This is a genomic window from Deltaproteobacteria bacterium (genome assembly GCA_016875395.1).
Taxonomy (GTDB): Bacteria; Myxococcota_A; UBA9160; order UBA9160; family UBA6930; genus VGRF01.
Map to the genome: position 1 here is coordinate 46304 of VGRF01000018.1, position 26357 is coordinate 72660.

The following is a 26357-nucleotide window of genomic DNA, read 5'->3' on the forward strand; positions in this document are numbered from 1 at the left end:
CCACACCACGCAAGGACGAGCGTGCGCGCGAAGCGCGAAGCGGCGGGGCCTCGATGGCCCCGCCGCTTCGCCCGTCTCCCAAGCCTCGATGCGCAGAGCCCGTCCCGGACCGCGTGAGCCGAGCCGCAGTGCAGGCAACCCAGCCCCGCACGAGATCTTCCCTCGCTCCCCCGCGCCAATAACAACTCCGCGCGGGCTACCCGAACAGCACCGTCCGCAGTCGCGCGAACCTCACGAACCCGAGCTGCTCATACAGCGCGATCGCCGCCGCATTCCCGTCCACCACCGCCAGCTGCACATGCTCCGCCCCCGCCGCGAACGCGCGCCGGCAGATCTCCGCCACGCCCACGCGCGCCAGCCCGCGCCGCCGGAACGACGGCCACGTGTACACGCCCTGAACGAGCCACCCCCGCGCACATTGCACATCCGCATACCCGACGAACCCGACGCGCCCGCGCTCCTCCGCCACCACGGCCTGCTTCACGCGCCCCGCCACCCAGCGCCGAAACCCGCCCGGATCCGACTCGGTCGGGTCCGGCCGATCCTCCTCCAACAAGCTCGCCCGCGAAGCCTCGATCAATGCGGGCAGATCCTCCGTCTCCGCACTCCGCACGATCACGTCGCGCGGCGCCTGCGGCAGCTTCGCGCCGGAAGCATCGAGCGCGAACGCGTGCTCGATGCGGTCCAGCAGAATCTGGCGCCCGTGATTCTCGAGCCACTCATAGAGCGGCGTCACCACCTGCTCGGTGCTCTTCACCAGCCCGTTCGCCACCGCCCCGAGATGCGGGAAGAACGCCGCGAGCGCCGCGGGCTCCGCGGTCGCATCCAGCACGAGCGACGGATGCACGCTCGCGACCCCGATCAGCGCCTCGTCACGAAACGCCCCTAACAGCTCGCTGCGCGCGCCCCCCGGCGTTTGCTCGGTCATGCGCAGCGCGAGATCGATCAGGTAGAGATTCAAGCGCGCGGCGCGCTCGAGGCGCGCAAGTACCTCGGGCTGATCGCGCGCAGTCAGCGGGCGCACGCGCACCCGACTCATCGCTACTCGATCACGGCCAGAACGGCGCCCTCTTCGACGTTCTGCCCTTCGCGCACGCGCAGCTCTACGAGCCGCCCGCTGCACGGCGCCTCGACCGGAATCTCCATCTTCATCGACTCGAGAATCAGGATCACGTCCTCGGGCGCGAGCAAGTCGCCGACCTTCTTCTCGACCTTCCACACATTCCCGGTCACCTGCGCTTCCACCTGCGTCGGCATCTCGCCCTCATCTCGTTGATTCGCGGCGCACGTTAACCACGCCGCAAGCGAAGCGCGCAGCGAGGCGAAGCCGAGCGAAGCACAACAAGTAGTCGACGCGCTCGATTGCCTCCTTATCTTCCGCCGACTTTTCGCCGGGAGCTGCGACTTCATGCTCGAAACGCTGACGCAAGGCTTCAAGAGCGCGCGCGAGCGCCTGGCCGGCGTGCGCGAGCTGTCGGACGCGAACGTCGACGAAGCGCTGCAAGCGGTGCGCGCGTCGCTGCTCGAGGCCGACGTCGACTTCGCAGTCGTGAAGGACTTCCTGGCGCGCGTGAAGACGCGCTGTGTCGGTGAGAAGGTCGAGACGCGGGTGAAGACCGCGGACGGGCGCGTGCTGAACGTGACGCCGGGACAGCACTTCATCGCCGCGTGCGAGCAAGAGCTCGTCGCACTGATGGGCCCGGTGGACCCGACCCTGGCGCGCGATGCGAGCGGCACGACTTCGATCCTGCTGCTCGGTCTGCAGGGCGTGGGCAAGACCACGGTCGCGGCGAAGATCGCGCGGCATCTCGCGAAGCAGGGCAAGAAGCCGCTGCTCGTCGCGGCCGACGTGTACCGGCCCGCGGCTGCGGAGCAGCTCGCGCAGCTCGGCGCCGCGATCGGCGTGCCGGTGCATCGCGTCGAGGGCAGCACCGATGCGGTCGCGATCTGCCGCGCGGCGCACGAGCGCGCGCGCGCCGAGGGCCGCGGCGCGATCGTCTACGACACCGCGGGCCGCCTCGCGATCGACGACGAGCTGATGCGCGAGCTCGAAGCCATCGACGCCGCCGTCGCGCCTGCGAATCGCATCCTCGTGTGCGACGCGCTGATGGGCCGCGATGCGGTGAACGTGGCCGAGGCGTTCGCGGCGCGGCTCGCGCTCGACGGCCTCGTGCTCACGAAGCTCGACGGCGACGCGCGCGGCGGCGCGGCGCTCGCGGTGAAGGCGAAGACCGGCGTCCCGATCAAGCTCTTGGGGACCGGCGAGACCACCGATCGCCTCGAAGAGTTCCGGCCCGAAGGCCTCGCCTCGCGCATCCTCGGCATGGGCGACGTCGTCGGACTTGTTAAGGACTTCGAGGAGGTCGTCGACGCGAAGCAGGCCGAAGCCGACGCAGCGCGCATGCTGAAGGGCCAGTTCGGCATGGACGACCTGCTCGCCCAGCTGCGCATGATCCAGAAGATGGGCCCGCTGAAGGACGTGCTCGGCAAGCTCCCGATGTTCGGCGAGCTCGCGGATCAGGTGGACGAGCGCGAGCTCGTGAAGACGCAGGCGATGATCCAGTCGATGACGCGCGCCGAGCGCGCGAAGCCGGAGCTGATCGACGACAGCCGCGCGCGCCGCATCGCGAAGGGCTCGGGCCGCGAGAAGCACGAAGTCAGCGAGCTCGTGAAGCGCTTCCGCCAGATGCGCGAGATGATGGGCATGCTCGGCGGCGCGATGGGCGGCGCCGGCGGCGGCCTGCTCTCGAAGATTCCGGGCCTCGGCAAGCTCGCCGGCGGCGGGATGCCGGGCTTGCCGGGGATGGGCGGCATGCCGGCGGGCTTCGACCCGATGGCGATGATGGGCGCCATGGGAAATCGCCAGATGCGCCGGCAGGCGAAGGCGATGGACAAGTCGGCGGCAAAGAAGAAGCGCAAGCAGGAAAAGCTGGCGCGGAAGAAAGGCCGCAGGTGAGCGCAATCACCCCGCGACCGAGTAATGAGGCCGGGGTTTGCGTCCGATAGAGATGGGATCGCGCAGCCGTGGGTGGGGGGACATGCGCAATCGCTGGATCGCAGCAGCACTGGGACTCGTGTTCGCACTCGTCAGTGCGAGCGCGGTCGCAGCGCCTGAAGACTTCCCGAAGCCGGCGAAGCTGGTGCCGCGCGTCGAGTTCTGGAAGCGCGTGTACACCGAGGTGGGCACGGACGGCGGCTTCCTCCACGACCCTGACGACCTCACGCTCGTGTACGAGCGCATCTCGCTGCCGAACGGGCAATGGGACAAGGCGGGCTACAAGCACGTCGAGGCGCGCAAGAAGCACGTCGCGCACGTGCTGAGCACGCTCGCGAACGGAAAGCGCGGCGGACTTTCCGAGGACGAGCAGCGCATCCTCGCGCTGTTCGAAACGCCGGTGTCGACGCGCAAGCTCAAGGATGCGGCCGCCAAGGTGCGCTTCCAGCTCGGCCAGTCGGACAAGTTCCGCGCCGGCCTCGCGCGCCAGGGCCGCTGGGACGGACACATCCGCCAGGTTCTCGCGGAGCGCGGCCTCCCGACCGAGCTCGGCGCCCTGCCCCACGTCGAGTCCTCGTTCAATCCCGCGGCGCGCTCATCCGTCGGCGCGTCGGGCATCTGGCAGTTCATGCCCTCGACCGGCCGCCTCTACATGCGCGTCGACTCCGCGGTCGACGAGCGCAACGACCCGTTCATGGCGACGGTCGCCGCCGCGCGCCTCCTCAAGTCCAACTACGAGGCGATCGGCTCCTGGCCGCTCGCGATCACGGGCTACAACCACGGCCTCGGCGGCACGTCGCGCGCGGCGCGGCAGCTCGGCACGAAGGACATCGCGGTCATCATCGACCGCTACCAGAGCCGCTCGTTCGGCTTCGCGTCGAAGAATTTCTACGCGTCGTTCGTGGCCGCGATGGAGATCGACCGCGAGCCGGAGAAGTACTTCGGCGCGGTGCGGCGCGATCCGCCCGAAGATCCCGAGCGCGTGATCCTCGACGCGTACTACCGGCCGTCGACGCTCGCCCAGGCGTTCGGCGTGAGCATGGCTGCGCTGCGCGAAGTGAACCCCGCCGTGAGCGAGTCGGTGTGGTCCGGCCGCCGCCACCTGCCGCGCGGCTACGAGCTGCGCGTGCCGCGCGATCCGATGCGCGCGTCGCCGAAGGTGGTGCTCGCGAGCATCGGCGGCGGAGAGCGCATCCACGCCCAGGTCGCGGACTCGAGCGGCACGCACAAAGTGCGGCGCGGCGAGACGCTCGCCGGCATTGCCAAGAAGTACGGCGTGTCGACGAAGGCGCTGCAGCGCGCGAACGGGCTGCGCAGCGCAAACCTGATCCGCGTCGGACAGCGCCTCAAGATCCCGGGCTACGCGCCGCCGCATCCGCAGGAAGCGGCGCCCCCGAGCGCGACGACGGCGAGCGCCGCGGTGGAGCCGTCGCCCACGCAGGGTGTCTACCGCGTGAAGCGTGGCGACACGCTCGCCTCGATCGCGCGCCGCTTCGGCGTCTCCGCGCGCGATCTCGCCACCGTGAACCACATCCGCAACGCGAACGAGATTCACCCCGGCCAGGTCATCGAGCTGCCGGGCGGCTCCCTGACCGCTCGGCCCGGCGATCGCTCGCACGCGGGCGTCTACAGCGTGCGCCGCGGCGACACGCTCGACTCGATCGCAAAGAAGTTCGACGTGGACGTGAAGGCGCTGCTCGCCCTCAACGAGATCCGTAACAAGAACGTGATCCGCGTCGGGCAGACGATCTACGTGCCGGGACCGCCCGAGCCGCCGGCGACGGAAGCACCTGCGGAAGCGGTCGCTCCGGCGCCCGTCACGGAAGCCGCCGCAGCCGCCCCCGAGCTCGCGCCCACGTCCTACGTCGTGCGCCGCGGCGACACGCTCGAGAAAATCGCGTCGCGCACGGGCGTGGCGGCCAGTGAGCTGATCGCGCTCAACGGCATCCGCAACAGGAACCTGATCGCGGTGGGTCAGACGCTCGTGCTGAGCGCGCCTCCCGCACCCGCCGCGCAGCCCGAAGCGCCGGTCGCCGAGGAGCCCGCGGCGATTCCGCCGGCAACGCCGAGCGGGAGGTAGCCGCGGCGGCGCGGCTCCGTGCCGGGCCCCACGCGCTCGCTCAATCCGCTTGAACGATCGTCTCGTCGGGGAGCCGAATTGCGGTCAGCAAGCCGCCGTAGATCGCGCCGGTGTCGATCCCGATCGAGAACGGCTCGTTCCAGCGCACGCTGAAGTCCGCGCGCGGCGTGTGGCCGTAGACGACCGTCACTCCGAGGTTGTGCGGCAGGTCCGCGGTCGTGCGGTTCCACAACAAGTCCTCGGGGCGCGAGACGCGGAGCGCGTAGGCGGGGTCGGCGGACTGGAGGCCGCGCTCGCCGAGGCCGGCATGCACGAACAAGTAGTCGCCCTCCGCGTGCGAGAGCACGAGCTGCTCGTAAAACGCCTCGTGCGCGGGCGGCAGCTCGAACGTCTCGGGATCGGAGTCGCAGCGGCCGAAGTAGCCGTAGCTCGCGAGCGTGCGGTCGCCGCCGTTCATCAGGAACGCGTCGCCGCCGAAGTACGCCGCGCCGCGCCAGCCGAGGAAGTCGAGGAACATCGACTCGTGGTTGCCCATCAGGAACTTGCACTCGAAATGGCGCGAAAGCTCGATCAGCCGCGCCACCACGGCCGCGGACTCGTGGCCGCGGTCGATGTAGTCGCCGAGGAAGACGAGGCGGTCCCCGCTCGCGAGGGCGAGCTTCGCGAGCAGCGCATCGAGCTTGCGCAGATCGCCGTGGATGTCTCCGACCGCGTAGAGCATTCGCGCCTCTTCGGTCAGCCGGCGGTGGCGCCTGACGGGGCGCTGGCCGGGCGCCTCGCGGCGAGCTGACCGCAGGCGGCGTCGATGTCGGCGCCGCGACTGCGCCGGAGCGTCACCGTGATGCCCGCACGCGACAGCACGCCCATGAAGCGATCCGCGACGTCGTCGTCGGGCGCGCGGTAGGGCGAGCCTGCGTGCGGATTCACCGGGATGAGGTTCACCTTCGCCGGCACGTCCCGTAACAGCTCCACGAGCCGCCGCGCATCGTCGAGCGAGTCGTTCACGCCCGCGAGCAGCGTGTACTCGAAGAAGATCGGGTGGCGGCGCGAGAGCCTCGGAATGCTGCGCAGCGCGCCGAACAGCTCCGCGAGCGGAAAGCGCTTGTTGATGGGCACGAGCTCGTCGCGCTGCGCATCGGTCGGCGCGTGCAGCGAGACGGCGAGGTTCACCGGCACTTGCTCCAGCAAGTCGGCGATGCGCGGCACCACGCCCGCGGTCGACACCGTCACGCGCCGCGGCGCCATCGCGAAGCCTTTCGGGTGAATCAGCGTCTTCACCGCCTCCACCACGTTCTTGAGATTGAGCAGCGGCTCGCCCATGCCCATGAACACGATGTTCGTGATGCGGCGCCCTTCGGGCAGCAGCGCGCCCATGCGCACGACCTGCTCGACGATTTCCGCCACACCGAGATTGCGATCGAGCCCGAGCGTGCCGGTGGCGCAAAAGGAGCACGCGAGGGGGCAGCCGACCTGCGTCGACACGCACAGCGTGGTGCGCTCCTCCTCGGGGATCAGCACCGCCTCGAGCACGGCGCCATCGCGCGCGACGAGCGCGGCCTTGATCGTGCCGTCCACCGAGAACTGCGGATCGCGCACCTCGAGCGCGCGCGTTTCATAGTCACTCGCAAGCCGCTCGCGCAGCTCGGCGGGCAAATCCGTCATCAGCGCCGGATCGTCGACGCCGCGCGCATACAGCCACTGCACGACTTGATCCGCGCGATACGGCGAGATGCCCTCGCTCTTGAAGCGCGCGCGCAGCGCGTCGGGCGAGAAGTCGCGCAGCTGCGGGCGCGCCGGCTTCACGACGCGCGCCTTCGGTACGTGAAGAAGTGCAGCGGTCGCCCTTCCTCGCGCCACATCGCCTCGTACGCCGTCACGGGCCGCCCCGCGATCTCCGGCAGCCAGCGCGCGGGGAGCGCGTTCTCGAGCAGCGCCTCGGCTCCTAACACCTCGTCGATGTGCTGCGCGTACGGCACGTCGTCCGTCGCGACGTGCAGGATCCCGCCCGGCACGAGCCGCTTCGCGAGCTGCCGCACGAGGGGCGTCTGGATCAGCCGGCGCCGGTGATGCCGCGCCTTCGGCCACGGATCGGAGAAGTTGATCCAGAACGTCGCGACGCTCGCGTCGCCCACGACTTCCTGCAGCACGTCCTCGCCGCGCGCACACACGAGGCGAATGTTCGGATCGCCCGCCTTCGCGATCCGCCGCGCCATCTTCAGCACGCGCTTCCACGACAGCTCGATGCCGACGTGCGGCGTCGCGAGATCGTTCGCAGCGAGCTGCCGCAGGAACTCGCCGCGCCCGAACCCGATCTCGACCACGAGCGGCGCCAACGGCTCGCGAAGCTCGGGCGCAAACAAAGCGCCCCACCCCTTCGCGCGCACGTCGTCGATCGTGACGCGCCGGTCGGGGCCGGGGATGTCGTGCTTGAGCGTGCGAGACATCGCTAGGCGCCCTCGGCGACGACCGCTCGCAGCGATCGGGCGACGCCCGGGAACTCTCGCAGGATTCGGCTGTCCGTCGTGATCAAGCTGAAGCCCAGCTCGCGGGCGAGAACGACGAACTCGCAGTCGTATGCGGAGCACGTCGAGGAAGAAATCGCCTCGAGCACCTCGGCCGAGCCGACGACGTACTCGCGGCCTCGCACGACGCCCGCCGCCCGCTCCGCGATCCGCGTCGCGGTCGGCAGATCGACGCTGCTGCGGCGCAGAAAGCCGGCGAGCACGCTCCGGAACTCCGAGCGCCAGAGCAGCGGCACGCACCAATCCGGGTCGATCTCGTACAGCTGCTCCGCGGCGCGCGTGAAGGGCCCCGGCAGCAGCAGGTACGCGAGAACGTTCGTGTCGACGACGATCACGGCCGTCCGCGTCCCTTCAGCTTCGCGAGCTGCCGTTCGCTCAGCTTCCCATTCACGCGTGCACGCAGCTCGCGAATCTCAGCCAGCATCATCTCCGGATCCACCTGCCTCACACCAGTTGCCTCGCGTAGGCACTCGATGGCTTCGCGGTTGAGGCTCATCCGATGGCGACGTGCACGGGCCTTGAGCCTTCGATGCACGTCGGGCGGCACGTTCTTCAGGGTCAGGCTGGGCATGGACGCTCCCGGTTGCAAAACGGAACCGTAGCGGTGCCGCTCCGAGCGCGTTACGGCATCGACTTCAGCCTGCGGCGAGGCGAGCGAAGTCAAGGAGCGCGCCGCTCGCCGCTGGGTGGCGCGCGATCGTCGCGAAGGAAGGAGCGGACCGCCTCGAAGCTCCTAACAACACGCCGCGTGCGAGCGAATCAACCGCGGCTTCGAGAGCGCTTGTGGTTGAGGTAGTCCACCGTGAGAAACGAGCCGAGCGCCGTCGGCGACGTGAAGAACGCGCGCCCGCGATTGATCTCGGTCATGCGCTCGACGAACCCCACGAGCTCCGGCGAATCGTCGAGCATGAACGTGTTGATCGTGACGCCGCGCCCCGTCACGCGGCGCACCGTCTTCAGCGTCTCCGCCACCGCGTGCGGCGAGACGCCGCCGAAACCCATGGGCCACTCCACGTGCAGCTCCTTGCCGCGGAAGTAGGCCGTGGGCTGGCCGTCCGTGATCACGAGGATCTGCGGGCTCGGACTCGGGTTCTCGAGGATCAGCTGCTCGGCGCGCATCAGACCTTCTTGCAGGTTCGTGAACGGGTCGCCCATGTCCCACGTCGCGTACGGCAGCTTCTGGATCGGGAGATCCTTCGCGCGCGTCGAGAAGCCCACCACGAAGAACTTGTCGCGCGGGTAGCGCGTGCGAATCAGGTGATCGAGCGCCATCGCGACCCGCTTCGCGGCGGGGAAACGGCCCGCCCACGACATCGACCAGCTCATGTCCAGTAACAACACCGTGGTCGTCTGCGTCGAGTAGTCGCACTCGTTCACTTCGAGGTCGTCGAGCGTGAGCGGAATCGCTCCGCCGCTCAGCGGGCGCGACTCCATCGCCGCGCGCTTCACGCCGTTCAGCAGCGTGCGCACCACGTGCAGGTTCAGCGCGTCGCCGAACTCCCAGCCGCGCGTCTCGTCGGGGCGGATCGTCGCGACGCCGTGCGCCACGGTGTCGTGGCTGCCGGGGCGCCCCTTGCGCAGCTGGCTGTAGACCGCGGCGAGCGCCTGCGCGCCGATCCGGCGAATCGCGCGCGGCGTCAGCTCCGCGCCGTCCTTGCCGTCGCGCAGGAAACCCGCGTCGCGCAGTTTCTGATCGAGGTCGCGCAGGATGATCAGGCTGCGCGCGCCCTCTTCCGAGAGCAGCTCGCGCAGCTGCTCGGGCGTGAGGCGCTCGAAGTTGCCGCTGCGCAGTTCCTGCGCGAGCTGCTGCAGGGCTTGCAGGCGCTCGCGGATCTCCTGCGCCTTCTCGTAGTCCGCGCCCTCCTTGCCGCGGAAGCGCTGCGCGTTGTCGCGCATGAAGTCCTCGAGCTCGCGCAGGCGATCCGCCTCTTCGAGCAGCGCGCGGAACTCCTCGCCCGCTTCTTCGTCGAGAAACTCGTGGTCGCGAAACGCCTCGATCTTGTCGGCGAGCGAGGTGCGCTCGCGGTGGCGCTTCTCGAGGAACTCGTTCAGCGCGCGCGACTCCTGCCCGTGCTGCGCTCGCTGGGCGCTCTCTTCGCGATTCAAGATGTCGTCGAGCTTCTGCGCGATCTCGTCCGTCGCGTGATCGAGGTTGTATTGCTGCAGCAGCTTCTGCGCCTCGCGCCGCAGCTCCTGGATGAGCTCCTCGGTGCCCATCACGCGGAAGTCCATGCCCGCCATCTCGAACCCGCCGCGGCGCATCATCTCGAGCGCCTCCTCCGGCGAGAGGCCCTCCATCATCAGGTCGGAGAGCGCGTCGAGCGCGCGGCGCACGTCGAGCGAGAACTCGCTCTGCGTGCCGTCCCAAGCGCTGTAGCGCCAGGCTTTCACTTCTTGCTTCCGCCGGTGCCGGCGCCGCCGTAGCGGGCGCCACCCTCCGTCTCCGACTTGTTGAGGCGGTTCGCGAGGTGCAGCCCTTCGAGAATGAACTCGATCGCGCTCGCGAGATGCTCCGGCTTGTCGCCTCCGGCGAGCAGCGCCGCCGCCTCGCGCAGGCCCTTGATCTCTTCGAGGCCGTCGAGGTAGCCGCCCGCCGGCATGTCGGCAGCGACCTCGACCTTCCAGCCTTGGTTGAACGACTCGACCACCGAGGCCACGCCTTCACCGGGCACGAGCGCGTCGAACACCAGGCGCACGGCGCGCTGCGCGATGCCGCGCACGATCTCCGTCTCGCTGCGTTCCTCGCCGGCGTACTCGAGCTCGAGCTTGCCCGCGGTCGATTGCACGATCGACTCGAGATCCGTGATGCGCGGCACCGCGAGCTGCTCGCCGAGCTTCAGCGCGCGCCGCAGCGCGTTCGCCACGAGCGTCTCGTAGTTCGCGATCGACATGCGAACCGAGACGCCACTCGCTTGGTTCACGTCTGGGCTCGAGCGCGCCTGCAGCGTCATCTCGCCCACGATCGCTTCGATGAACGCGGGCACGTGCACCTTCACTCCCGGCGCTTGCGGCAGCTTCGCCTCCTGGCGCACGACCGCGAGCTCGAGCTCGCGCGTCGGCGGGTAGTGCGTGCGCACCTGCGCGGCGTAGCGGTCCTTCAGCGGGGTGATGATGCGGCCGCGGCTCGTGTAGTCCTCGGGGTTCGCGCTCGCGACCACGAGCACGTCGAGCGGCAGGCGCACCGCGTAGCCCTTCACCTGCACGTCGCGCTCTTGCATCACGTTGAACAGGCCCACCTGCACCTTCTCCGTGAGATCGGGCAGCTCGTTGATGCAGAAGATTCCGCGGTTCGTGCGCGGCAGGAGCCCGAAGTGGATCGTGAGCTCGTCCCCTAATGATCGGCCTTGGGCGACCTTGATCGGATCGACGTCGCCGATCAGGTCCGCGATCGAGACGTCCGGCGTCGCGAGCTTCTCCGCGTAGCGCGCGTCGCGCGCGACCCACGCGATCGGCGTCGCGTCGCCCTTCTCCGCGACCAGCTGGCGCGCGTACGCGGACACGGGCGCGAAGGGGTCGTCGTTGATCTCGCTGCCGGCGACGACGGGCAGCCACTCGTCGAGCAGGTTCACGAAGGCGCGGATCATGCGGCTCTTCGCCTGCCCGCGTTCACCGAGAAAGATCAGATCGTGGCCGCACAAGAGCGCGTTCTCGACCGCGGGGACGACGCTGTCCTCGTAGCCGAGGATGCCGGGGAAGAGCTCCTCGCCCTTGCGCAGCTTTCCTAACAAGTTCGCGCGGATCTCTTCGCGCAGCGTGCGCGGGGCGTAGCCCGCCTTCTTCAGCTCTCCGAGCGTGCGGGGGGAAGGCGCGGCGGGCGATGCGGGCATGCGGGCTCCTCGGCGCTCGCGCCGAGGGATACCACGCGCGTCCGGGATCGCGCTCAGCGCAAGCGGTCGTCCGCCCTCTTTTCGCGCGCCTTCGTGAGCAGCCGAATGCGGTGCTGGATGATCTCGAGCTTGCCGTTGTCGTCGACCTTGAGGTCCTCGCTCAGCTTCACCTTCGCGATCAGCGCGCGCGTCGCGGCGGAGCGCTCAGCGCTCGCGGGGTGGCTCGAGAAGAACGTAGGTACCCGAGTCTGCCCGGAGGCGGACATCACGTCGAAGAAGTTCGCGATGCCGTCGGGGTGGTAGCCCGCGCGCGGCACGACCTCGACGGCGAACGCGTCGGCCTCTTCCTCCGCCTCGCGCTTGAAGGTGTTCATGATGCCAAGCGCGCCAAAACCGGTGGCGGCGTCCGTGATCGCGGGATGAACGCCGCCGATCATGCCGCCGATGACCGCCGCGTTGCGAAGCAGGCCGGCGTTCTGTGCGCGCGCCATGTTGTCGGCGACGTGGCGCTTCACGACGTGCCCGACTTCGTGCCCGAGCACGCCCGCGAGCTCGCTCACGTTGCGCGTTAGCGTGATCAGGCCGGTGTGGACGAAAATTTGCCCGCCGAACGTCGCGGACGCGTTCAGCGAGTCGTCCTCGAGCACGGTGAACGTGTACTCGAACGGCTGCGGCCCCGCGGCCTGCACGAGCCGCTGCCCGATGTCCTCGACGTAAGTCACGACCACGTCGTCGTAGAGCACTTTGGCGTGGCGCCGGATTTCCTGGGCCGCCTGGCGCCCGAGCTCTTCCTCGTCGCTGACGGTGGGCGCCGAACACGCGGCGAGCGCAGCTCCGATCGTCAGGGCGAGAACGCGCTTCACGAGATCAGTCCGTTGAGTTGCCACTGGATTCTCCTTGCGTGCGAAGGCTTTCGGTGACGTGCCGAAGGATCGAGAGCACCGAGTCGTCGAACGACCGGTTGTCCACGATCGGGAGATCCTGCGCCTCGGCGAGCTCGAGGATGTGGTCCTGGATGCGCAGAATCGAGCCGAGATTCTCGAGATAGCGATGCGGCGCGCGCTGCTTCGCTTCGCTGGCGCGCGCGGCAAAGCGGCTGCGGAAAGCGTCGGGCTCGAGCGTCGAGACCGCGAGGAAGATCACGTGCGCGTCGGCGGCGTGGCGCGCGGGGTCGACGAGGCCGGGCAGGATCGAGACGCCTTCCATGATCATGCTCGTGTTCTCTTCGATCGCGCGCCCGATCATCGCGCGCACGCCCACCGTCACCGCGGTCGCCTGCGCGCGGAAGCCTGCGATCACCGCGTCGTCGCCGGCGTGGTGCTCGGGCAGGTTCACGTGCGCGTCGTAGGACGAGGCGTGGATCTCGGGCATGAGCTCCTTCGAGAGCATGATGCGCATGACCTGGCGAATGGCGTCGGTCGAGTAAACCCGCGTGATGCCGAGTCGTGTCGCGACGGCCTGCGCGAGCGCGCTTTTTCCCACACCCGCAGCGCCGCCGAGCAGCAGGATGAGCGGCTTGCCCGTCTCCTGGAACGCCCGCCACGCGCGGTAGCGCTGCCCGACGCGCGTGCCGAGCTTCGCGCCGAGCGTCTCCTGCGCGATGCGGCGCAGCTCTTCGCGCGAGATCTCGCGCACGCGCCGCGCGAGCAGCGAGGTCTCGATGTCGCGCGCGACGGCGAAGGCATCGTCGGGATCGATCGCCGCGGCGAGCAGCGACTGCGCGAGGATGCCCTTCGAGAACGGCATGGTCTCGTCGTCGCTCGCGCGGTCATCGCGCACTTGGATCGCGGGCGGCACGCCGTGGCTTACCGGCGGATTCTCGAGCGACGGCCCGAGCAGCTCACTCACGATCGCCGCCAGCTCGTCGCGGCCGACGAGCTCCCGCCCGCGAATCTTGTCGCGCACCGCAGTCGCGGTGCGGAAGGCCTCGTCGAAGGTCGCGCCGCGCGAGAGCAGCGAGTGAACCATGATCCCGCGCATGAACGGGCGGCGCCCCGTCGCATCCTCGACGAGCGGCATGTCGGAAGCGCGGCCGGGCGTGCTCATTTTTCGAAGCTACCCGAGGGCACCTGGGGCAGCGAGCAAGCGCGCTCGCCTCGGGCGTGCAGTCGCGGTTCGCAACTCGAACGCTAGAGCTGCGAAGTTGCAGGGCAAAACGTTGACTCGGAGTCGCTCCGCGGTAGCTTGCGCGATCGGGGATGAGGGGAGCGATCTGACTTCGAGGGCGTCTCGTCTCGATTTCTCTCGCCGACCGCGATTCTGCCGCGCACGCGCACGCTGCCGCCGCGACTGATTAGGGATTCGTTGGGCTCGCCTCCTCCCGACTGGCGAACGCGCGCAGCCCGCGCGTGCTCGGAGGGGACATGCGCACGATCGCGGTAGTCAACCAGAAGGGCGGCTGCGGCAAGACCACCACCGCGGTGAACCTCGCCGGCGCCCTCGCGGAGCAAGGCGCGCGCGTGCTCGTGGTCGACATGGACCCGCAGGCGCACGCGACGCTCGCGCTGGGCATCGACCCGGACACGCTCGACGAGAACCTCTACGAGATTCTGATCGCGCCGCTCGGCTCGCCCGACGCGCAGCGCCTCCCCAAGGTCATCCGCGCTCATTCGGAGACGCTGCACGTCGCACCGTCCGGCATCGTGCTCTCGGCGCTCGAGCAGAAGCTCACCGCCGAGCGCGCGGAGGGGCGCACGGAGCGCCTCGCGGGCGCGCTCGCGAACGTCGCGAGCGCCTACGACTTCGCGCTGATCGACTGCCCGCCGAACGTCGGCGTCCTCACCTTCAACGCGCTGCGGGCCGCAAGCGAAGTGATCGTGCCGCTCGAGACCAGCGAGTTCGCCGTGCACGGCGTTCAGAAGCTGCTCGAGACGATCGCGCTGCTCGCGGAGCGCGTCGGCCACAAGCTCACGATTCGCGTGCTGCCCACGCTCTACGACGGCCGCACGCGCTACGCGCGAGAGACGCTCGGCGAGATCCGCGCGCTGTTCCCCGAGCTCTGCTTCGACACCGTGATCCGCGCGAACGTGAAGCTGCGCGAAGCGGCGCGCAGCGGGAAGCCGATCCAAAGCACCGCGCCGCACGCCGCCGGCGCTGCCGACTACGCCGCGCTTGCGCTCGAGGTCTCGCTCGCGGGCGCCGGCGACGTCCCGATAGCGGCCTCCGACCGCGCGCTGCGGGAGGTCACGGTCTCGTTCCGCGACGCCGCCGCCACTGACGTTCGGATCGCCGGCGACTTCAATGGCTGGGTCCCCGACAAGAACGTCCGCTCGCGCGTCGAGGTCGCCGGGGAGGAGCGCGTGTGGACGAAGGTCCTCGCGGTTCCTCCGGGGACCTACCGCTACCGCTACCTCGTCGACGGGTAGTGGCGCGACGACGCCGCTGCGCCCGCCAAGGCGCCCGGGACCCGCCAGTCGGTGCTGGTCGTCCGCTAGCGCGGGCCTGCGCCCTCCCCCTGGGACTTTTCCTTCGGCCCAAACCCGAACGCGAGTGACTTTTTTTGTCACCTCGTCACCTGTGGCGTCCACAACACGCTTTGGGGTGAATCGCACCTTTGGGGAGCCGGAAGGGGAAGCTGGCATGGCGGAGTCGAGCCGGGCGGGAGCTGGGGCGGCCGGACAGTTAGGCGAGAGCGACGAACAGTTAGTGGAGCGCGTCCGCAGCGGGGACCGCGAGGCGTTCGAGGCGCTCTACCGGCGTTTCTTCCCGCGCATCTACCGCTTCGTCTCGAAGCGCATGGGCGCGCGCTTCGACGTCGAAGAGACCGTGCAGGAGATCTTCATCGCGGCATTCTCGTCGCTCGACGCGTACAGCGGCGAGGCGCCGTTCGGCGCTTGGGTGTACGGACTCGCGCGCCGCACCGTCGCGAACCGGTTCAAGCGCCGACGCGCGGACACCGTCCCGTGGAACGACACCGATGTCGCGCTCTCGGATGCCGTCGCGGAAGTGCGCGGCGACGCGAGCGGCGACGACCCGCACGCGGCCTACGAGCGCAGCGAGCGCCTCGCGCAGCTCGAGGACGCCGCGCGCCGGTTATCTCCGTCGCAGTGGGAGTACTTCCGCCTGCACCACCTCGAGGACATGCCGATCGAGGACATCGCGCGCCAAGCGCAGTGCAGCCGCGACGCCGTCAAGTCTCACCTGTATCGCGCGCGCAAGATGTTATTGGCGCGCTAGCCAGCGCAAGCGAAGTCGCGCGGGCCCTCTGCACGCGGTGAACGCGCGCTGCGCGCGGGCTAGGTTGGCCGCGTGAGCGACTCGCACCCGGCAGGCTCAGGACTGAAGCCGAGAGCCGCCTGGCTTTCTCCTCCGCGTGACGCCGGCGCCTTCGCGGAGCATCGCTTCGAGTGCACGAGCGATGGCGACTGCGTGAGCGGGCGCCTGTGGCTACCGCGCGGCGCCGCCCGCGATCGCCTCGTGCTCGCGCTGCACCCGCTGGGCTCGAGCGCGCGCGATGCCGCCGTCGCGACCGCCGGAGCCCGCTGCGCGGCGGCCGGGATCGCGCTCGCCGCAATCGACCTGCCGCTTCACGGCGATCGCCACAACGCGAAGCTCTCGAAGCGCGCGGTCGCTGCGGCGAGCGGCGCCGAGACGGCGCCCGACGCGCTGCTCTGGCGCGGACTCCTCGCGCAGGCCGTGCGCGACCTGTCGCGCGCGCTCGACGCGCTTCGCGGCAGCGCGCCCTCGCGCGTCGCGACCGTCGCGTTCGCGGGAACGCTGCCGATCGGCCTCGCGCACCGCGCGGCCGACGCACGCATCGAGCGGCTCGTCGCGATCGCGCGACCCGCGAGCGCGCCGCTCGCCGAGAAATCCGTCGCGTGGGTCGAGCGGCTGGACGATCTCTTGCCTGCGCTCGATCCGTGGTGACTCCGCGCGTGCCTGCTAACGCATCGCCCCGCCCCAACGAGGTTCTTCGATGAAATCGCTTCGCGTTTCCGTGCTGTTCGCGCTGACCGTGCTCGCACTCGTCGCCTGCAACGGCGCTTCGTCAGGAAAGGCCGCGGATGCGTCGGGCGCACCCGTCGCGCGCGTCGCCGGCGAGACCATCTCCGAGGGCGAGCTCGACGCGTGGATCAAGGACGAGCTGTGGCGCAGCCAAACCGAAGACGGCAACGCCTCGAAGGTGTACGCCCTGCGCGCACGCGGGCTCGAGCGCATGATCGATCAGCGGCTGCTCGACGCAGAGGCCGGCAAGCGCGGCGTCGATGCCGACACGCTCCTCGACCAAGAGGCCGCGAAGCGCGTGCAGGTGAGCGACGCGGACGTGAAGGCGTTCTGGGATCAGCACGCGGCCGAGTGGGGCGAGCGCAAGTTCGAGACCGAGGCGGCGGGCATTCGCCAGTACCTCGAGCGCAGCAAAGGCACCGATGCCGCGCAGACCTACATCGCCGAGCTGCGCGCCGCCGCGAACGTCGAGACGCTGCTCGTGCAGCCGCGCGTCACGGTCGCGGGCAAGGGCGCCGCGAAGGGACCGGCGGATGCGCCGGTCACGGTGATCGAGTTCAGCGACTACGAGTGCCCGTTCTGCAAGCGCGCAGAGCCGACCGTCGCGCAGATGATGAAGGAGTACGCGGGCAAGGTGCGCCTCGAGTTCCGCCACTTCCCGCTCGAGAGCATTCACCCGCAGGCGCGCGGCGCCGCCGAAGCGGCCGTGTGCGCGGAGGAGCATGGACGCTTCTGGGAGTTCCACGAGCTGCTGTACACCGGAGGTGGCCTCGCGGCACCGAAGCTGCTCGAGCACGCCACCAAGGCCGGCCTCGACGTGAACGCGTACCAAGCGTGTCTCGCCTCCGGCCGCGGCAAACAGCGCGTCGACGCCGATCTCGCCGCGGGAAAAGCGGTCGGCGTGTCGGGCACGCCTGCGTTCTTCGTGAACGGCGTGGCCTACTCGGGCGCGATCCCGATCGAGGATTTCCGCAAGGCGATCGACAGCGAGCTGGCGAAGCCGCCGCAGAGCTGACGGCTGCGGAGCGAGAGGCGCCGCTCGACCGCCTGCTCGTTCAGGCGTGACCGCCGATGCGCGCGAGCATCGCGTCGCGCTCGGCGCACATGCGCGTCGCGGTCTTCGCCTCGAGGTTCAGGCGCAGCAGCGGCTCCGTGTTCGAGGGCCGCAGGTTGAACCACCAGTCGTCGTAGCGGACGAGCAGGCCGTCGAGGCGCGAGACCTCGCGCGCGCTGGCGTGCTCGCGCGCCACGGCATCGATGATCGCGCGCGGGTCGTCCACGTGGCGATTGATCTCGCCGCTCGCGTGATAGCGGCGTAGCGGCGCGATCAGCTCCGAGAGCGGGCGCCCCGCGCGGCTGAGCGTGTCTGCCAGCGCGACGAACGCAGCGATGCCGTCGTCGGCGACGAGCCGCTCCGAGAAGCGGAAGTAGAAGTGGCCCGAGAGCTCGCCAGCGAACACCGCCCCGCTCTCGCGCATCTGCGCCTTCACGAACGAGTGACCGACGCGGCACATGCCCGGCTCGCCGCCCGCGTCGCGAATCGCGTCGGAGGTCGCCCAGCTCGAGCGCAGGTCGTAGAGCACTTTGCCGCCGCCGTGGCGCTTCAGCTGAAGCGCCGCGAGCACGCCGGTCATGAGGTCCGACGGCACGGGCTCGCCGCGCTCGTCGACGAAGATCGCGCGGTCCGCGTCGCCATCGAATGCGACGCCGAAGTCCGCGCCGGTGCGGCGCACCGCGGCGCTCACGTCGCGCAAGTTCTCGACCTTCAGCGGATCCGCCGGATGATTCGGAAAGCGTCCGTCGGGCTCGAAGTAGAGCCTCTCCACGCGCAGCGGAAGGCGCGCGAGCAGCGGCTCGAGACCGACGGCCGCCATCCCGTTCGCGCAGTCGATCGCGACGTGCAGGGGCGCGATCTCGCCGCTCGCGACGGCGAGCGCGTGGCGCACGTAGGCGTCGACCACGTCCTTGCTCTCACGCCCGCCGCGCGCGGCGGGAGCGCTGCGGCTCACTTCCCCCGCGATGCGCTCGATCTCGCGCAGGCCCGTCGCCTCGCCGATCGGCACTGCGCTCTTCCCGCAGATCTTCATCCCGTTGTACTGCGCGGGATTGTGCGACGCGGTGAGCATGATGCCGCCGTCCGCGCCGAGCGCGTCGGTCGCGAAGTACAGCATCGGCGTCGCCGCGAGCCCGATGTCGAGCACGCTCGCGCCCTCTTCGCGCACGCCGCGTACCAGCGCCTCCCCGAGCTCCGGCGAGTGTGTGCGCGCGTCGCGCCCGATCGCGAGGCGGCGCGCGCCGAGGAAGCGCGCCGTCGCGCGCCCGATGCGATAGGCGCTCTCCACGTTCAGCTCGCTCGGAACCACGCCGCGAATGTCGTAGGCCTTGAAGATCGACATCGCGCGCAACCTACCGGCAGTCGGGGTGCGCCGCGCGCTGCTTGACCACCCCAAGGCCACGGGTCACTCTGGCTTCCATGCTTGGAATCGCCGGACTCGGCATCGGAGAGCTCCTCGTCATCTTGGTGATCGTCGTCGTGCTGTTCGGTGCGCGGCGATTGCCAGAGATCGGTTCGGGGCTCGGGAATGCGATCAAGAACTTCCGCACCGGCCTCTCGGGCAAGGACGAGATCGACGTCACTCCGAAGAAGGAAGAGCTGAAGGATCCGAAGAAGTAGGCGGCGCCGCCGGCGCGAACGGCTCCGGCACGCGCTCTCGGGTCACTGCGATGCCGACCGCGCCCTCCGGCAACTCGGCGTAGACCGCCTCGAACTCCCCGCCGCGCGCCAACGCTTCGCCGCGCTGCTCGTGCTCGGCGCGAATCCGTGCGACTCCGAGCTCGCGCAGCTCGCTCGCGCGGAGCGGCGGGCCCGCGAGTGTCGCCGCGAGGACGCGCCCGGACTCCTCGACCCAGCCGACGCGCACGCGCGTGCGCGCAGGGCCTGAACCGAGCTCGCCTCGGACGAGGGTGATCCGGCCAGCGACCGCGCTCTCGAGCGTGCGGACCGTGAGGTTGCGGACGCCCTCGGGCGCCGCGTACGCGGGCTTCGGGGCGGACGCCGCCGGCAGCCCCACAGGAGCCAGCGCGAGGGCGAGTCCCGCGGCACAGGCCGCTGAAGCTGCGAGCCAGGCCACGCCGCGCACGGTCGTCTGGACGCCTTCCGCGAGCGTCTCGCGCCACGCCGGCTCCGATGCTTCCGGCTCGTGGGAAGCCTGCGACGCCGCCGGCGCGGATCCGACAAACACTGGCGCCGCACGCTCGGGCTTGCGCGCCGGGGTGGCGCGCGGGGCGGCGGGAGTGGGAGCGGTCTGGAAGCTGGCTTCCTTTGCGATGCGCTCGGCGGCGCCCGTCAGCAAGTCCCACTCCGCAGGCGAGCCGAGCGAATCGAGGTCTTCGTCGACCTCGGCCGCCGAGGAACGTGGTGCGCTTGGCCGCTGCGGGCTGCGCTCGTCCGCCGCTGGCTCGCGGCGCGCTCGCGGCGCCTCCGGCGCCTCGTCGAACTCCCAGTGGTCCTCTCCACTGGCGTGCGCGTCCTGCGCGATCGGATTGGGGGAGTGCGTGCGCTCGAACAAGTCCTCAGTCGGTGCAGGCGCGCTCGATTGCCCCGGGTTCGTGGCCTCGGCGATCACTTCGCCGACGACATCGTCCGGCGTCGCGCCGGGGCGCTTGACCACGAAGGCCGTCTTGCAGTGCGAGCAGCGCACTTTGGCGCCGCTGGCGGGAATGCGCGCCTCGTCGAGGCGAAACCGGGACTTGCACTGCTGACATTCGACGATCAAGCGCATCCCCGAGCAAGCGTGCGTGCACAACGCGGCATCGACGGAGTTTTTCGTCCGAGCCGGCGCGCGGCTTGAGGCGGCGCAGGGCTGACTCGCAAATCTCGACCGCTATGGTCGGCCGGCTCCGCACTTCGACCCAACGAGCGAGCGAGCCATGGCCGTCCTGATCAAGCGGTACGCGAATCGCAAGCTCTACAACACCGCGGCGAGCCGCTACGTGACGCTCCGCGGCATCGCGGAGCTGCTCGAAGCGGGCGAAGAGGTGAAGGTCGTCGACAACGAGACTGGCGAGGACATCACCGCCGTCACGCTGTCGCAGATCCTGGTCGACACGGAGCGCGGCGGACGCTCGGCGCCGGGCAACCTGATCAGCGAGCTGTTCACCAAAGGCAGCTCCGCACTGGCCGACCGGCTGCGCGACGCCCGCGAGGATCTGGAGGAGCTGCGCGGGAACCTGCGCGGGCTCGTCGGAAACGCGAACGGCTCGCGCGAGAGCGGCGCCGGCGCGCAGGCGGACTTCGAGCGCTTGTTTCAGCGCGGCTTCGAGCGCATGGCCGAAGCTCTCGACATTCCGCGCCGCTCCGAGCTGCGCGAGATCAGCGAGCGGCTCGACCGGCTCACGCGCCTGATCGAGGAGCGCGAGGCCCGCGAAGCGCGCTTGGAAGAGCGGAACGAGCAGCCGCGACGGCGCGCGGGCGAGCGATAGGGCCGAGCGTCGTGGCGGGACCCGCGCGCGTCGTCGCCGTGGTCGAGGATCCGCGTTACGCCGAGCACCGCGGGCCCGCGGGCCACCCCGAGCGCCCGGATCGCCTCGTCGCCGTCGCCGAGGCGCTCGCCGCGCGGCGCGACCTCCTGACACCGCTCGCCGCGCGCGAGGCTGACGACGCGGAGCTGCGCCTGATCCACGGCGCGCAGCATCTCGCGCTCGTCGCCGAAGGCGCCGCGCGCGCGCCCATTCGCTTCGACGCCGACACCTATGCGTGCGCCGAGAGCGAGCGCGTCGCGAAGCTCGCGGCCGGCGGCGCGGTCGATCTCGTGCGCGCGGTCGCGAGCGGCCGCGCACACGCGGGCCTCGCAGTTGTTAGGCCGCCGGGGCATCACGCGGAAGCAGCGCGGCCGATGGGCTTCTGCTTGTTCAACAACGTCGCGATCGCCGCGCGCGTCGCGCAGCGCGAGCTCGGGCTGGAAAAGGTGCTGATCGTCGACTGGGACGTGCACCACGGGAACGGCACGCAGCACAGCTTCGAAGAGGATCCGTCGGTGCTCTACTTCTCGACGCACCAGTTCCCTCACTACCCGGGCACGGGCGACTGGCACGAGATCGGCGTCGGACGCGGCGAGGGCGCGACGGTGAACGTGCCCATGCCCGCCGCGTGCGGCGACGACGAGTACCTCGCGGTGTTCGCGCGCGTGCTCGCGCCGATCGCGCGCGGCTTTCACCCGGACCTGATCATCCTCTCCGCGGGCTTCGACGCGCATCGCGACGATCCACTCGCGTCGATGGAAGTGAGCGAGGCGGGTTATTACGGAATGAGCGCGAGCGTGCGCGCGCTCGCGGACGAGCTGTGCGGCGGCCGACTCGCCTGCGTGCTCGAGGGCGGCTACGCGGCGAGCGGTCTCCGCGAAGGCGTGGGCGCGCTCGTCGACGTGCTCGCGGCGCGAGCCGTGCGGGCGCCGGCAGCCGCACCGCTCGAGCCGCACAGCCGCGCGGCGAAGCTCGTCGAGCGCGCCGCCGCGCTGCATCGGGCGCGCTACGGCGAAGTGGGGACGGCCTAGCTCCGAGGTCCTCGGGGATCGCGCGCGGGAGCCGGTCGCGCGATCGAGGTCGTGATCGGCGTCACGCGTGCCGCCACTAGATCCGGCCCCGTAACAACTCGCGCCCACAACTTCTGGGACTGCAATTTTTTTTGCAGGGAACCCCACTCTGCCCTTGATCGCGGTCGCGCGGCGGTTTACAAAGTGGCCAACGGTGGGGTTTGGTGGGGAATCACGGTGATTCCGGCCAAATCAGACTCGGGAGCTGGGTGGTTCGAGCCAGATGGCCCGCGGTCGCTTCACCTACACGATGGACGCCAAGGGACGAGTCGCCATGCCGCAGGTGATGCGCGATGAGGTGAAGCCGCAAGGCGCTCGTCCTCCCGTCCTGACCAACTTTCCGGGCGTGCCGGCCATCGCAGTCTACTCCGCGCAGGACTGGGACGAGATCGAGGGCCGCATCAAGGGCATGTCGCAAGTGCAGCCCGAGGTGCAGATGATGAGCCGGCTGATGCTCTCCGGCGCGTTCGACTGCGACTTCGACGGCCAAGGCCGCCTGACGATCCCCGCCGACCTGCGCGAGTACGCCGGGTTGCAGCGCGACATCGTGCTCGCCGGCATCGGCAAGCGCATCGAGATTTGGGACAAAGCCCGCTTCGAGCGCGAGGTGGCGACCGCGAAAGACCGCGGCCCCGAGCTCGCTCGCAGCGTGGCGGATTTGGGTCTGTGAAGAAATCGCACGATGGGGGGACCGAGGGACCGTTCTTCGGTCGAGAGAGGGTTCGGGGTGTCTTCGGAGCTACTGCGCGAAGTGCGGGAAGAGAATGGGAGCTCGACCCGCACGGCCGCGCAGAGCTCCGAAGCACCCCTGCCCTGATCTGAATCGCGTAGCGCCCATCTTTCGATCGCTTCGCGGACGGTTCCGGGAATTTCGCGGCAGTCGCGGATGTGGCTGTCGCGGTCGCGCGGTGGGGGGCCGCGCGGCGTGTGCCACCAGTGCCGCCGGAAGGCGGCGGGAATCGGGCTCGAGCGAGACGCCGGCCCGGGATCACCGTGCACCACCAACCCGTCCTGCTTCAGGAAACGCTGCACTGGCTCGGCGCAAAGCCCGGGGGCCTGATCGTCGACGGCACGCTCGGCGACGGCGGCCACGCCGAGGCGATTCTCGAGCGCACCGCGCCCGACGGCCGCCTCGTCGGCCTCGACCGCGACGCCGACGCGCTGCGCATCGCCGGCGCTCGCCTCGCCCGCTTCGGCGCGCGCGTCTCGCTCGCGCACGCGAGCTTCCGCGACCTGACGAGCGCGCTCGCGGACGCGGGCGTCGCGCGTGTCGACGGCGTGCTGCTCGACCTCGGCGTCTCCTCGCGCCAGCTCGATCAACCGGAGCGCGGCTTTCGCTTCGGCAGCGAAACGGCGCGTGAGACGGCGCTCGACATGCGCATGGACAGGGCGCAGGGCGAGACCGCTGCCGATCTGCTCGCGCGCGCTTCGGTGGACGAGCTCGCGAGCTGCTTCCGCGACTACGGCGAGCTGCCCGGCGCCGGCCGGCTCGCGCACACGATCGCGGCGCGACGCAAAGATTCGCCGCTGCGCACGACGGCAGATCTGCTCGCGGCGATCCGCGACGCGCGCATCGGCGGCGGACGCAAGCACAACCCCGCGACGCTCGTCTTTCAGGCGCTGCGCATCGCCGTGAACGACGAGCTCGGCGCGCTCGAGCACGGCCTCGGCGCCGCGATCGATGCGCTCGCGCCGGGCGGGCGCGTGTGCGTGATCTCGTACCACTCGCTCGAAGACCGCCTCGTGAAGCAGCGCTTCGCGAGCGAAGAGCGGCCCTGCACCTGCCCGCCTTCGGCGCCCGTGTGCACGTGCGGAAAGAAGCCGCGGCTCGCGCGCGCGACGCGCAAAGCCGTGCGGCCGAGCGAGGCCGAGATCGCTGACAACCCGCGCGCGCGCTCCGCACGGCTGCGCGCCGCAGAGAAGCTGCCGGAGGCTGCATGAGCGCATCGACCCAAGAAGACTGGCTGCGGAAGGATCTCACCCACACCGAGGAGCGCCCCCTGCGCTCGCTGCCGCTGCTCCCGATCGCGATCGGCGTGTTCGCTGCCTACGTCGGGCTGGTCGCGCTGCGCGGCGAGATTCAGCGCCTCGAGCGCGGAGTCGGCGAAGCGATGCGCACGGAGCAGGCGCTGCGCGGGCGCGCGAGCGCCGCGACTGCTGAGCTGGAAGCGCTGCGCTCGCCGAGTCGCCTGCGCGAGTTCGCCGCGCAGCAAGGCTTCGTCGTCCCCGAGCGCGTGATCCCGCTGCGCGACGAGGCGGTGCGTCCATGAGGAGCGCCGACCTGCGCCGCGCCGTCCTGCGCGTCCGCATCGTCGGCCTCGTTCTGCTCGCGTGCTTCGTGCTGCTCGGCGTGCGCGCCGCGGTGCTGAGCCTCGTGCCCAGCAAGGCGCACGAGCTCGCGCCGAAGCAGGCGTACACCGTGCTCCAGCTCGCACCCGCGCGCGGAGTGATTACGGACCGGCGCGGCGCGCCGCTCGCGCTCACCGTGCCGGCGCCTTCGCTCTACGCGATTCCGAAGCGCGTCGAAGACGTGCCTGCCACCGCGCGCGCGATCGCGAAGGTGTTGTGTACGAGCGATCGCGCGATCGCGGAGCGGCTGCGCCTCGGCAGCGGCTTCGTGTTCGTGTCGCGCTGGATCGACGCGAAGCAGGCGGCTGCGATCAGCGCGCTCGGCCTGCCCGGCATCGGCCTCATCTCCGAGCCGCGCCGCACGTATCCGCAGGGCGCCCTCGCCGGCCGCATCGTCGGCTTCTCGAATCTCGACGGCGAAGGCGTGCGCGGCGTCGAGCAGGCCGAGCAGAAGTGGCTCGCCGGCCGTGCGGACAGCATGGTGGTGAAGCGCGACGCGCGCGGGCGGATCCTCGCGGAAGCCGGGCGCGACCTGCTGAGCACCGCGGGCGGCGACGTCGCGCTGACGCTCGACAGCGTGCTGCAAGCCGACGCCGAGGCGGCGCTCGCAGACACCGTGCGCGCGACTGGCGCGAAGGGCGGCCTCGTCGTCGCGCTCGATCCCACGAACGGGGACCTGCTCGCGCTCGCAGAGGCGCCCGCATTCGATCCGAACCAGTTCCGCACGGCGAAGATGCACGACTCGCGCTCGCGCATCTTCACGGACGCGCTGGAGCCGGGCTCCACGTTCAAGACCTTCGTGGTCGCCGGCGCCCTCCAGCACGGCGCCATTCGCGCGCGCGATGTCTTCGACTGCGAGAACGGCGCTTGGCGCGTGCCCGGCAAGACGCTGCGCGACACGCATCCCGAGGGCCTGCTCGACGTCGGCGGCGTGCTGCAGAAGTCGAGCAACATCTGCGCGGCGAAGATCGGCTACGCGCTCGGAGCCGAGCGCCACCACGAGATGCTCGCCGCGTTCGGCTTCGGATCGCGCAGCGCGAGCGGCTTCCCCGGCGAGTCGACCGGGTTGTTACGGAGCTGGCGCGGCTGGCGCCCCATCGACCACGCCACGGTCTCGTATGGGCAAGGCGTGAGCGTCACCGCGCTCCAGCTCGCCGCCGCCACCGCGGCGATCGCGAACGGCGGAATTCTCCACGAGCCGCGCCTCGTGCTCGCGCGGCGCACGGGCAGCGGGGCGTGGGAGAAGACCGCGCGCGCCGCGGGCCGCCGCGTGCTGCGAGAGGAAGTCGCGGCGCAGGTGCGCGACATGCTGGAGAGCGTCGTCCACGTCGAAGGCACCGCGTTGCGCGCGAGCCTCGAGGGCGTACGCAGCGGCGGAAAGACCGGCACCGCACAGGTGCTCGACACGGAGACGGGGCGCTACTTCGCGACCCGCTACCTGAACTGGTTCATCGGTGCGGCGCCGATCGAGGCTCCGCGCGTCGTCGTGGTCGCGATGGTCGAGGAGCCGCGCGGCATCGGACACACCGGCGGCGCCACCGCGGCTCCGCTCTTCGCGCGCGCGGCGGCGGCGGCGCTCGCGCGCAAGGACATCCGCACGCAGCCGGTGTTCGGCCTGCCGGACTGGTCGTACGTGGGCTGGACGCCTGAGGGCGGCGTGCCCGAGGCGCTGCAGCCGGTGCGCGAGCGCTGGCCGAGCGCCGCACCCGAGGTCGGCCGCGCGCTCATCGCCGCGCAGAAGCCGAAGCCGCCGGCAGCCCCCGCGCAGCCGGCGGCGCAGCCTGCCGCGCTGCCAGCGGTGGCCGCGCCGCCGCCGAGCACCGAGGCGAAGGCGCCGGTTTCCGAAGCGCGCGCGGCGAACGCCGAGCCGGCGAGCGGCGCTTCGCGGCGTGCAGCGAGGCGAAGCGAGCCGTCGGCTCGCGGAAGCCGAGCGGAGATCGAGCGGTCTGTGTCGCCCGTCGCTGCGCGCGTGCCCGCAAGCACCGAGGCTGCGTCGCTCGCCTCGCTCGCTCAATAACAACTCGAAAGAACGCCCGTGAAGCTCTCCGA

26 protein-coding genes are annotated in these 26357 nt (G+C 70.5%); 13 read left to right on the forward strand and 13 right to left on the reverse strand.

Going from position 1 to position 26357, the window contains the following annotated elements; translation table 11 throughout:
• Positions 1-196 precede the first annotated feature (196 nt).
• Both FJ091_14270 and FJ091_14275 read right to left on the reverse strand, forming a co-directional pair.
• A complete protein-coding gene (locus FJ091_14270; GenBank protein ID MBM4384516.1) occupies positions 197-1039 on the reverse strand; it encodes a GNAT family N-acetyltransferase in 843 nt (280 codons plus the stop codon).
• A gap of 2 nt (positions 1040-1041) precedes the next feature.
• Positions 1042-1257: a biotin/lipoyl-binding protein gene (locus FJ091_14275; protein ID MBM4384517.1), complete on the reverse strand. Its 216-nt coding sequence runs from the start codon at positions 1255-1257 to the stop codon at positions 1042-1044.
• Positions 1258-1408: 151 nt separating this feature from the next.
• On the opposite strand from FJ091_14275, the gene ffh reads away from it, so the two are divergent.
• Both ffh and FJ091_14285 read left to right on the forward strand, forming a co-directional pair.
• Positions 1409-2956 carry a signal recognition particle protein gene (gene ffh / locus FJ091_14280; protein MBM4384518.1) on the forward strand — a complete coding sequence of 516 codons (1548 nt, stop codon included), beginning with the start codon at positions 1409-1411 and terminating at the stop codon, positions 2954-2956.
• A gap of 82 nt (positions 2957-3038) precedes the next feature.
• A complete protein-coding gene (locus tag FJ091_14285; protein MBM4384519.1) occupies positions 3039-5075 on the forward strand; it encodes a LysM peptidoglycan-binding domain-containing protein in 2037 nt (678 codons plus the stop codon).
• 40 nt (positions 5076-5115) lie between these two features.
• Here the strand turns inward: FJ091_14285 and FJ091_14290 are convergent, their stop codons facing one another.
• The 9 genes from FJ091_14290 to FJ091_14330 form a co-directional block, all read right to left on the reverse strand.
• Positions 5116-5796 carry a serine/threonine protein phosphatase gene (locus FJ091_14290; protein MBM4384520.1) on the reverse strand — a complete coding sequence of 227 codons (681 nt, stop codon included), beginning with the start codon at positions 5794-5796 and terminating at the stop codon, positions 5116-5118.
• A gap of 14 nt (positions 5797-5810) precedes the next feature.
• Positions 5811-6878, reverse strand: a complete 1068-nt coding sequence (rlmN, locus tag FJ091_14295; GenBank protein ID MBM4384521.1) for a 23S rRNA (adenine(2503)-C(2))-methyltransferase RlmN — start codon at positions 6876-6878, stop codon at positions 5811-5813.
• A complete protein-coding gene (gene trmB, locus FJ091_14300; protein ID MBM4384522.1) occupies positions 6875-7519 on the reverse strand; it encodes a tRNA (guanosine(46)-N7)-methyltransferase TrmB in 645 nt (214 codons plus the stop codon). The genes rlmN and trmB overlap by 4 nt, the downstream gene beginning before the upstream one ends.
• A 2-nt stretch (positions 7520-7521) precedes the next feature.
• Positions 7522-7932 (reverse strand): type II toxin-antitoxin system VapC family toxin, encoded by a 411-nt coding sequence (locus FJ091_14305; GenBank protein MBM4384523.1) that lies wholly within the window; start codon positions 7930-7932, stop codon positions 7522-7524.
• Positions 7929-8168 carry a plasmid stability protein gene (locus FJ091_14310; protein MBM4384524.1) on the reverse strand — a complete coding sequence of 80 codons (240 nt, stop codon included), beginning with the start codon at positions 8166-8168 and terminating at the stop codon, positions 7929-7931. The genes FJ091_14305 and FJ091_14310 overlap by 4 nt, the downstream gene beginning before the upstream one ends.
• 188 nt (positions 8169-8356) lie before the next feature.
• Positions 8357-9988 carry a hypothetical protein gene (locus tag FJ091_14315; protein ID MBM4384525.1) on the reverse strand — a complete coding sequence of 544 codons (1632 nt, stop codon included), beginning with the start codon at positions 9986-9988 and terminating at the stop codon, positions 8357-8359.
• A complete protein-coding gene (locus FJ091_14320) occupies positions 9985-11424 on the reverse strand; it encodes a sigma 54-interacting transcriptional regulator (protein MBM4384526.1) in 1440 nt (479 codons plus the stop codon). Before FJ091_14320 ends, FJ091_14315 begins: the two co-directional genes overlap by 4 nt.
• Before the next feature lie 53 nt (positions 11425-11477).
• On the reverse strand, positions 11478-12311 hold the full coding sequence (locus tag FJ091_14325) for a M48 family metalloprotease (protein ID MBM4384527.1): 834 nt from the start codon (positions 12309-12311) through the stop codon (positions 11478-11480).
• Positions 12292-13470: a hypothetical protein gene (locus FJ091_14330; GenBank protein ID MBM4384528.1), complete on the reverse strand. Its 1179-nt coding sequence runs from the start codon at positions 13468-13470 to the stop codon at positions 12292-12294. The genes FJ091_14325 and FJ091_14330 overlap by 20 nt, the downstream gene beginning before the upstream one ends.
• 317 nt (positions 13471-13787) lie before the next feature.
• Here FJ091_14330 and FJ091_14335 point away from each other — a divergent pair, with 317 nt between their 5' ends.
• The 4 genes from FJ091_14335 to FJ091_14350 all read left to right on the forward strand — a co-directional run bounded on the left by FJ091_14335 (position 13788) and on the right by FJ091_14350 (position 17383).
• Entirely contained in the window at positions 13788-14789 is a 1002-nt protein-coding gene (locus FJ091_14335; GenBank protein ID MBM4384529.1) for an AAA family ATPase, read from the forward strand.
• A gap of 280 nt (positions 14790-15069) precedes the next feature.
• Positions 15070-15600, forward strand: a complete 531-nt coding sequence (locus tag FJ091_14340) for a sigma-70 family RNA polymerase sigma factor (GenBank protein ID MBM4384530.1) — start codon at positions 15070-15072, stop codon at positions 15598-15600.
• Positions 15601-15672: 72 nt separating this feature from the next.
• The gene (locus FJ091_14345) at positions 15673-16290 is read left to right on the forward strand and encodes a hypothetical protein (GenBank protein ID MBM4384531.1); all 618 of its coding nucleotides are present in this window, start codon (positions 15673-15675) and stop codon (positions 16288-16290) included.
• Positions 16291-16339: 49 nt separating this feature from the next.
• On the forward strand, positions 16340-17383 hold the full coding sequence (locus FJ091_14350) for a thioredoxin domain-containing protein (protein ID MBM4384532.1): 1044 nt from the start codon (positions 16340-16342) through the stop codon (positions 17381-17383).
• A 40-nt stretch (positions 17384-17423) separates the two neighbouring features.
• Here the strand turns inward: FJ091_14350 and FJ091_14355 are convergent, their stop codons facing one another.
• The gene (locus FJ091_14355) at positions 17424-18764 is read right to left on the reverse strand and encodes a phosphomannomutase/phosphoglucomutase (protein ID MBM4384533.1); all 1341 of its coding nucleotides are present in this window, start codon (positions 18762-18764) and stop codon (positions 17424-17426) included.
• A gap of 86 nt (positions 18765-18850) precedes the next feature.
• On the opposite strand from FJ091_14355, the gene tatA reads away from it, so the two are divergent.
• Positions 18851-19042: a twin-arginine translocase TatA/TatE family subunit gene (gene tatA, locus FJ091_14360; GenBank protein ID MBM4384534.1), complete on the forward strand. Its 192-nt coding sequence runs from the start codon at positions 18851-18853 to the stop codon at positions 19040-19042.
• Here the strand turns inward: tatA and FJ091_14365 are convergent.
• A complete protein-coding gene (locus tag FJ091_14365) occupies positions 19002-20150 on the reverse strand; it encodes a zinc-ribbon domain-containing protein (GenBank protein ID MBM4384535.1) in 1149 nt (382 codons plus the stop codon). The genes tatA and FJ091_14365 overlap by 41 nt on opposite strands.
• A gap of 148 nt (positions 20151-20298) precedes the next feature.
• On the opposite strand from FJ091_14365, the gene FJ091_14370 reads away from it, so the two are divergent.
• The 6 genes from FJ091_14370 to FJ091_14395 all read left to right on the forward strand — a co-directional run bounded on the left by FJ091_14370 (position 20299) and on the right by FJ091_14395 (position 26325).
• Positions 20299-20850 carry a hypothetical protein gene (locus FJ091_14370; GenBank protein MBM4384536.1) on the forward strand — a complete coding sequence of 184 codons (552 nt, stop codon included), beginning with the start codon at positions 20299-20301 and terminating at the stop codon, positions 20848-20850.
• 38 nt (positions 20851-20888) lie between these two features.
• Positions 20889-21920, forward strand: coding sequence for a histone deacetylase (locus FJ091_14375; protein ID MBM4384537.1), 1032 nt, complete (start codon positions 20889-20891; stop codon positions 21918-21920).
• 262 nt (positions 21921-22182) lie between these two features.
• Positions 22183-22629: a division/cell wall cluster transcriptional repressor MraZ gene (gene mraZ, locus FJ091_14380; GenBank protein ID MBM4384538.1), complete on the forward strand. Its 447-nt coding sequence runs from the start codon at positions 22183-22185 to the stop codon at positions 22627-22629.
• A gap of 317 nt (positions 22630-22946) precedes the next feature.
• Positions 22947-23900, forward strand: coding sequence for a 16S rRNA (cytosine(1402)-N(4))-methyltransferase RsmH (gene rsmH / locus FJ091_14385; protein MBM4384539.1), 954 nt, complete (start codon positions 22947-22949; stop codon positions 23898-23900).
• Positions 23897-24229 carry a hypothetical protein gene (locus FJ091_14390; protein MBM4384540.1) on the forward strand — a complete coding sequence of 111 codons (333 nt, stop codon included), beginning with the start codon at positions 23897-23899 and terminating at the stop codon, positions 24227-24229. Before rsmH ends, FJ091_14390 begins: the two co-directional genes overlap by 4 nt.
• The gene (locus FJ091_14395) at positions 24226-26325 is read left to right on the forward strand and encodes a penicillin-binding protein 2 (protein ID MBM4384541.1); all 2100 of its coding nucleotides are present in this window, start codon (positions 24226-24228) and stop codon (positions 26323-26325) included. The genes FJ091_14390 and FJ091_14395 overlap by 4 nt, the downstream gene beginning before the upstream one ends.
• Positions 26326-26357: the final 32 nt, after the last annotated feature.